Annotated in this window: 11 protein-coding genes; 9 read left to right on the forward strand and 2 right to left on the reverse strand. The window is 67.5% G+C overall.

The features are described from left to right. The first annotated feature begins 156 nt into the window (after positions 1–156). Positions 157–360 carry a hypothetical protein gene (locus ACSDR0_RS49125; RefSeq protein ID WP_435295877.1) on the forward strand — a complete coding sequence of 68 codons (204 nt, stop codon included), beginning with the start codon at positions 157–159 and terminating at the stop codon, positions 358–360. 155 nt (positions 361–515) lie between these two features. On the opposite strand, the gene ACSDR0_RS49130 is transcribed toward ACSDR0_RS49125, so the two are convergent. Continuing rightward, positions 516–1,091, reverse strand: a complete 576-nt coding sequence (locus ACSDR0_RS49130; protein ID WP_435295878.1) for an SRPBCC domain-containing protein — start codon at positions 1,089–1,091, stop codon at positions 516–518. A 34-nt stretch (positions 1,092–1,125) separates the two neighbouring features. Here ACSDR0_RS49130 and ACSDR0_RS49135 point away from each other — a divergent pair, with 34 nt between their 5' ends. From ACSDR0_RS49135 to ACSDR0_RS49165, 7 genes are all read left to right on the forward strand, one after another. After that, complete coding sequence (locus tag ACSDR0_RS49135) at positions 1,126–1,398, forward strand: hypothetical protein (protein ID WP_435295879.1); 273 nt, start codon at positions 1,126–1,128, stop codon at positions 1,396–1,398. Then, positions 1,398–1,601 carry a hypothetical protein gene (locus ACSDR0_RS49140; protein WP_435295880.1) on the forward strand — a complete coding sequence of 68 codons (204 nt, stop codon included), beginning with the start codon at positions 1,398–1,400 and terminating at the stop codon, positions 1,599–1,601. Before ACSDR0_RS49135 ends, ACSDR0_RS49140 begins: the two co-directional genes overlap by 1 nt. Further along, positions 1,598–1,783, forward strand: coding sequence for a hypothetical protein (locus ACSDR0_RS49145; protein WP_435295881.1), 186 nt, complete (start codon positions 1,598–1,600; stop codon positions 1,781–1,783). The genes ACSDR0_RS49140 and ACSDR0_RS49145 overlap by 4 nt, the downstream gene beginning before the upstream one ends. 277 nt (positions 1,784–2,060) lie before the next feature. Beyond that, the gene (locus tag ACSDR0_RS49150) at positions 2,061–2,231 is read left to right on the forward strand and encodes a hypothetical protein (RefSeq protein ID WP_435295882.1); all 171 of its coding nucleotides are present in this window, start codon (positions 2,061–2,063) and stop codon (positions 2,229–2,231) included. Further along, positions 2,228–2,560, forward strand: coding sequence for a hypothetical protein (locus tag ACSDR0_RS49155; protein WP_435295883.1), 333 nt, complete (start codon positions 2,228–2,230; stop codon positions 2,558–2,560). Before ACSDR0_RS49150 ends, ACSDR0_RS49155 begins: the two co-directional genes overlap by 4 nt. A 129-nt stretch (positions 2,561–2,689) precedes the next feature. Further along, entirely contained in the window at positions 2,690–4,207 is a 1,518-nt protein-coding gene (locus tag ACSDR0_RS49160) for an ISKra4 family transposase (protein ID WP_435295886.1), read from the forward strand. Between the two features lie 56 nt (positions 4,208–4,263). Continuing rightward, complete coding sequence (locus tag ACSDR0_RS49165; RefSeq protein WP_435295884.1) at positions 4,264–4,875, forward strand: hypothetical protein; 612 nt, start codon at positions 4,264–4,266, stop codon at positions 4,873–4,875. Positions 4,876–5,090: 215 nt separating this feature from the next. Here the strand turns inward: ACSDR0_RS49165 and ACSDR0_RS49170 are convergent, their stop codons facing one another. After that, a complete protein-coding gene (locus ACSDR0_RS49170) occupies positions 5,091–5,549 on the reverse strand; it encodes a hypothetical protein (RefSeq protein ID WP_435295885.1) in 459 nt (152 codons plus the stop codon). Between the two features lie 42 nt (positions 5,550–5,591). On the opposite strand from ACSDR0_RS49170, the gene ACSDR0_RS49175 reads away from it, so the two are divergent. Next, positions 5,592–5,740: transposase (locus tag ACSDR0_RS49175; protein WP_435295887.1), on the forward strand; the 149-nt coding region annotated here is incomplete at its 3' end.

The raw sequence follows: 5,740 nt of genomic DNA on the forward strand, positions 1-5,740 counted from the left end.
CGCATAACCGACGAAGCCACACCAACCTGGCGAGGGACGTACTAGGGCAAACAACGCAAATCAAACGCCCTCTCAGAACCAACCGCTGGCCCGCGCCGCTGCGCAAGCCCTGCTGAGCGGCCCGGATGCCGAGTGGAGCGACACCACCGCCGTCGAGTGGAGCGTGGGCACGACCGCATCGAACGCCGGACCATCTGCACCGCCGAAGCAGACGACACCCTCTTCCCAAGTGCCCTGCACGACTTCCGGCTCCGCCGCGACGTCGGCGATGTGGACGGCGCGTGGACCAGTAAAGAGATCGTGTCCGGCATCACCAGAATGCCCACCTCGCTGGCCGGGCCGACCCAGTTCAATCACTGAGCCATTCCGAGTAACGGTGGGTGACGCCTGGTAGTCGACCACTGCGTCGACGTGTCCGTTGTGGTGCAGCAAGAAGACGCAGACCTGACATGAGGGTGGTCCTTCCATGTGTCGACTTCGGAACGAGAGAAACCGCGGTTCGGACGTGGATAGGATCAGCGAAACGTGTGCTCGTACGCGCGTCGTAGTTTGTCCAGATCGGGCGTTGGGGGTCGGGTGCCAAAGAGTCTCGCGCGGAGGGCGTCCAGCATGGCATGCACGCGTGGGGCATTGGCGGTTAGGCCGGTGCGCCAGCCGTCAGTGATGGTCAAAGTGAGCTGACAGGCGCCGCCGTCCGCCGTCAGCTGCCATCGCAGTAGTTGTGATGCCCGGGCAAACTCGAGCAGGTGCGGTGGATCGGCGCGGGTGACCTCGCCGGACTGGGTGTGCAGGATATGGCTGTCGTGTGCCACGAAGGAAAGGCGTGCTCCCTCCGTGAAATTCAGGCTCGAGGCTTCGTAGTCGATCCACGGGTCGAACCATCTGCTGAGCTCGTTACGATCGATGATCGTGTGCCAGACCCTGGCTTGGGAGCAGGGGTATGTGCGGTCGAATCGCAGTACGAACGAGCCGTCTTGGGCCTCGCCCAAGATGCCGAGCTTGTCGTGTGCTCCGGTCATGAATGCATTGTGCTGGGTTTCCTGCAGGCGGGCGGCCGGTCGGGCTTCGTCGATCCGCGCGGAGGTCAACACCTGGTTCTTCCAAACGGTGGCGGGGCGGCTGGATGTGGCTGCGCGGGCGCGGCTGGCCCGGCTACTGGTGGTCGACCCGGTCAGCCGGCGCAGCGAGTTCGACCGGCTGAAGGACGTGGCGAAGGCGGCGTCGCTGGGCAAGTTCAAGGAGCGGCTGGCGCTGCTGGCCGACATCGAGGCGATCGGGCCGACCAGGGTGTGGCTGGAGGGCGTGCCGCCGGGGAAGGTCGCGCATTTCGCCGGGGAGGTCCGGGGCACCGACGCCGCCGACATGCGTAAGGTCGCCGAGGACAAGCGGCTCACTTGATGGTGAGCCTGGTGCACACCGCCGCGACCGGTATCCGCGATGACGTGGTGACCATGTTTTGCAAGCGGATGGCCGCTATCCACAAGAAGGGCCGCGACCATCTGGAGGCGCTGCGCGAGGCCCACCGTGCCGAGTCCGAGCGGCTGCTGGGGGTGTTCGGTGATGTCCTGTCGGTGGTGCGGGAGGCCATGACCCAACCGTGACCCCGGCTGACGTCTGCGACGCAGTCGGAGAGCCGGTTCCGGAGGTGGCCGAGCGGGCCGGGCGGCTGGTGCTGAAGACCTTGGAGCAGCCCGGCGGCCTGGACACGCTGGCCAGCGCACATGTCCCCACCACCCAGCTCCATCTGGAACCCCGTGTCCTGTTCGCCCCCACGACCACCTGATCAATGGTCCCAGCGGCAAGGCATGCCGGCGGCCAAGGGGCCCGTCTAGCCGTGCCGATCTTCCCGGGCCTCCGGCTGGGCCTCGGCCAGGGTCTTGTGGACGACGCTGCGAGACTTTGACGCCTGCGGCAATGGAGCGGATGGACTCCCTGCGCCGGGGTGTAGCTCGGTTTCAGGGACTGGTTGACGTGGGGTTTTGAGAGTCTGCTCGCAAGAGGCGGGCTCGTCTTCTACCGTGCGAGGTGGAGGCGATCGCGGTGGGCTCGTTGCTGGAGAGTTGGCACGGCGGGAGGCCGTGGCCCGGGAACGGGTCGAGCGGTTGCGTGAGCAGTTGGCGGCCGAGGAAGAGGCGTTGTCCCGGCTGATGATCACTCGGGAGACGGTCGAGGAGATCCTGGGCGAGACGGCCCGGCGGCAGAGCGGTCGCCTGCCGAGGCGGGCGGGGTGAACGACCAGAGCGATGCCGGCCAGGTCGGCGGGGTGGTCGCACAGCCGGGCGGGTCGCCGATCGGGGTGACCACGGTGCCGCGATGGCGTCCGGGGATGGACGCCTCGGTGTTACCGCGGACCTACCAGGATGTGCTGGAGGTGCTGGTCGATGCCGGTGGCGCGATGCGGGCCGGGAAGATCGTGACGGCGCTGGGGTCGCCGGCCGAGGCGGCCAAGGTCGAGGGCCTGCGCGCGAAGTTGAAGCGGATGGCGGAGCGGGGCTGGCTGAGCGAGGACGGCCCGGGATTGTTCGGGGTGAACGAGCGAGTCAGGGAACAGATCACCTGATAAGCCCTGATAAGCCGCGGCAGGCCGGGGGTGTCACTGCGGCGTCACCGCCGCGGTGGTTGTAAGGAGGGCTCTTCTTCCCCAGGTTCGAAGGTGCGACCCATGTCGGACCCGAAGAAGAGGAACCCGATGGAACCGTATGACACGGTCCCGGTGACTGACGTGTTTGCAGCGTCGACGGAGACCTTTGAGTATCTGCTGGGTGAGCTCGCCGGTCCCGGGTCGGCGGAGCTGTCCCACGCCCGGCTGGAGGAGATGATCGAGGTGCGGGGCCGCCTGCTGTTGCGGCAGTTGCTGCAGGATCATCTGGATTTGCGGGCGGCGCGGGAGGAACAGGCCCTGGCCCGGCAGGACGCCGGTGCGGCCGGCCGCTGTGGGGTGGCCGGTGCCGACGGTGTGCTGCGCCGCTGTGTGGAGTCCGGTCATCATCGGCTGCTGGCCACCGTCTTTGGGACGGCGTCGGTGCGGCGGTGCGCCTTCCGGGCTCGGGGCGTGCGCAACGTGTATCCGGCCGATGCCGCGTTATCGCTGCCGGGCGGGCGGCACTCACATGGACTGACCCGGCTGGCGGTGACCGAGGCGGTGCGCGGCTCCTTTGACGGTGCCAAGGCCGCGATCGAGGCGCGGTGTGGTCCGGTGCTCGGTAAACGGCAACTCGAGCAGTTGGTGAAGGCGGCCGCGGCCGATATCGGGGCCTTCTACCGGCAGAAGATCCCGGTGCCGTGCACCGCGGGCACGTTGCTGGTACTCAGCGTGGACGGTAAGGGAATCGTGATGCGGCCCGAGGCGTTGCGGCCCACCATCCGCAAGGCGGCCGCCGGCCGCACGCCGACGTTTCGCACCCGTCTGGCGGCCGGGGAGAAACCGTGCCGCAAGCGGATGGCCACCCTTGGCGTGGTCTACGACGCCGATCCCGCGCCGCGGCGTCCGCACGATGTGATCGCCGTTCCCGGCGGGCGACGCGGACGGCGGCCGCCCCGGGCCGGGCCGCACGCGCGGGGCAAGTGGTTGTGCGGCTCGGTGATCGATGATCCCGCCACGGTGATCGAGAAGGTCTTCGACCACGCCGAGGCCCGCGACCCCGCACACGTCCGCCCGTGGGTCGTGCTGGTCGACGGCGCCCGGCACCAGCTCGATCTGATCCGCGCCGAGGCTGCCCGTCGGAACGTGAGCGTCGGCATCGTCATCGACTTCGTGCATGTCCTGGAGTACCTGTGGGCGGCGGCTCGGAGTCTGCATCCCGCCGCGGACCCGGCCGCCGAGGACTGGGTCGCCGGGTGCGCGCTGGCAGTACTGGCGGGCAACGCCGGGCAGGTCACCGATGGGCTCACCGCGCAGGCCGCGGTGTTGCCTGCCGGGCACCGCCGTGGCATCGACACCTGCATCCGCTATCTGGCCGGCCACGCCGAGTTTCTCCGCTATGACCAGGCATTAGAGAACGGGTGGCCGATCGCCACCGGGGTCATCGAAGGCGCGTGCCGCCACCTGATCGGCGACCGCCTCGACATCACCGGCGCCCGGTGGGGCCTGGCCGGCGCGGAGGCCATCTTGCAACTGCGCGCCTTGATCGCCTGCGGCGACTTCCGGGACTACTGGAAGTACCACCTCCGGCAAGAACACCAACACACTTACAACGTCCCAGCCTGACCTGTGATTTTCCCTCAGGAATCGTTAGGCCCAGGCCTCCGCGATACGGTTCGAGCATGATCAGCGACGAGGGAGCTCTGCTCGGAAGGCAGGCAGCGGAGCGCCTGGCCCAGTTGGACTGCTGCGTGATCGAGCCCGGCCTGACCAACGCAGAGTTCGCGCGCATCGAGCACGAGTACGGTTTCGCGTTCGCCGACGACCACCGGGCCTTCCTCGCCGCCGGACTACCGGTCTGCGAACCGCGGGAAGACGAGCCCGGCACCAGCTACGCGTGGGAACGACCATGGCCCGACTGGCGAAACGGCGAGCCGAGCGAACTCCGCCGGCACCTCACCTGGTCGACGGACTTCCTGCTTCGGGACATCCAGCGGGGACACTGGCCAACCGCCTGGGGCGACCGGCCGGACTCACCCGAGGCGGCCGCCGAACGTGCGCAGTCGCATCTGGCCGGAGTTCCCAGGATGGTTCCGGTTTACGGGCACAGGTTCTTGCCCGAAGGCCGCGGCGGCTTCGGCCATCCGGTCTTGTCGATGTGGGGCTCAGACATCATCTACTACGGCGTCGACTTGCTCGACTACATCAACCAGGAGTTCGAGGAACCCCGACCCGAGCACCCCGAAAGCCGGGCGCCACAAGCCACCGTGCCGTTCTGGCGCGACTACCTGTGAGCAATCCCGACACGCCTGCCCGGGGCAGGGAGCGTTCAGCCGGACAGCCCGACCTGAACGCCTCACTCCCTCAGGAGGAGCCGCACCCCCCTGCGCCGGCGGGCCAAGATCGCAGCAGCCGTGGCCTCGTCCAGTGCCGCCAGGTCCGCGTCCGGGAGACAATCCGTCCACTGCGCGCAGGGCGGGCCCGCCGTCCTTCGCCGTGAAAGTCCGCATCACCAGTCGCCGAATTTTTCTTCGTCGTCTTCGGTCCATCCCTGGGGGCCGACTTGCCCGTGCCAGTCGTCAATTCCGCGGGCTGCTTCACGTTCGGAGGCGTAGTCTTCCGCAGTGGGTCGATACCACTGGAGCCCAGTGCGGATGGTGAGCAGATCGACCACGTATGCACTGATATCCACGCTGTCGTACTCGACGTCGTCACTGCCATCCGGAGCGTAAAGGAAGCCCTCCTCGGCGACTTCACCAACGAGTTTGGCCACGTTCTTGCCACCGATACCAGACTCGCCTACCGTGGAGATTTTGAGACCGAAGACGTTCGCGACCTGTGCGTGCCACCGCTGGAATTCACCTCGGGCGAAGGTGCAGTTCAATGCTTGTCCGACGCGCGCGGCGAGCTGCGCCAACTCCTCGTCGGTATCCACACGAGCGCTGAGATGTATGTCCTGTCGCTTCATCTGAGACCGTGACTCATTTGGTGGTTGATCGTTGGATGTGTCGTGGATGCGTTCTTTCAGCGACTGGTGCCCGATGAGTTGTGGGAGTTGTTTCAGCGGGTGGTACCGCCGGCGCCGGCCCGGCCGCAGGGAGGAGGGCGGCGGCGGGTCGACGATCGTCTGATCCTGGCGGCGATCGTGTATGTGGCCAC

It is taken from the genome of Streptosporangium sp. G11, assembly GCF_051192615.1.
In the GTDB taxonomy this organism is placed as follows: domain Bacteria; phylum Actinomycetota; class Actinomycetes; order Streptosporangiales; family Streptosporangiaceae; genus Streptosporangium.

Bases quoted from the DNA above. Each gene is read 5' to 3' on its own strand.
- ACSDR0_RS49140 (WP_435295880.1), top strand. From the start codon at position 1,398: ATGGTGAGCCTGGTGCACACCGCCGCGACCGGTATCCGCGATGACGTG.
- ACSDR0_RS49160 (WP_435295886.1), top strand. From the start codon at position 2,690: ATGGAACCGTATGACACGGTCCCGGTGACTGACGTGTTTGCAGCGTCG.
- ACSDR0_RS49165 (WP_435295884.1), top strand. From the start codon at position 4,264: ATGATCAGCGACGAGGGAGCTCTGCTCGGAAGGCAGGCAGCGGAGCGC.
- ACSDR0_RS49170 (WP_435295885.1), bottom strand. From the start codon at position 5,549: ATGAAGCGACAGGACATACATCTCAGCGCTCGTGTGGATACCGACGAG.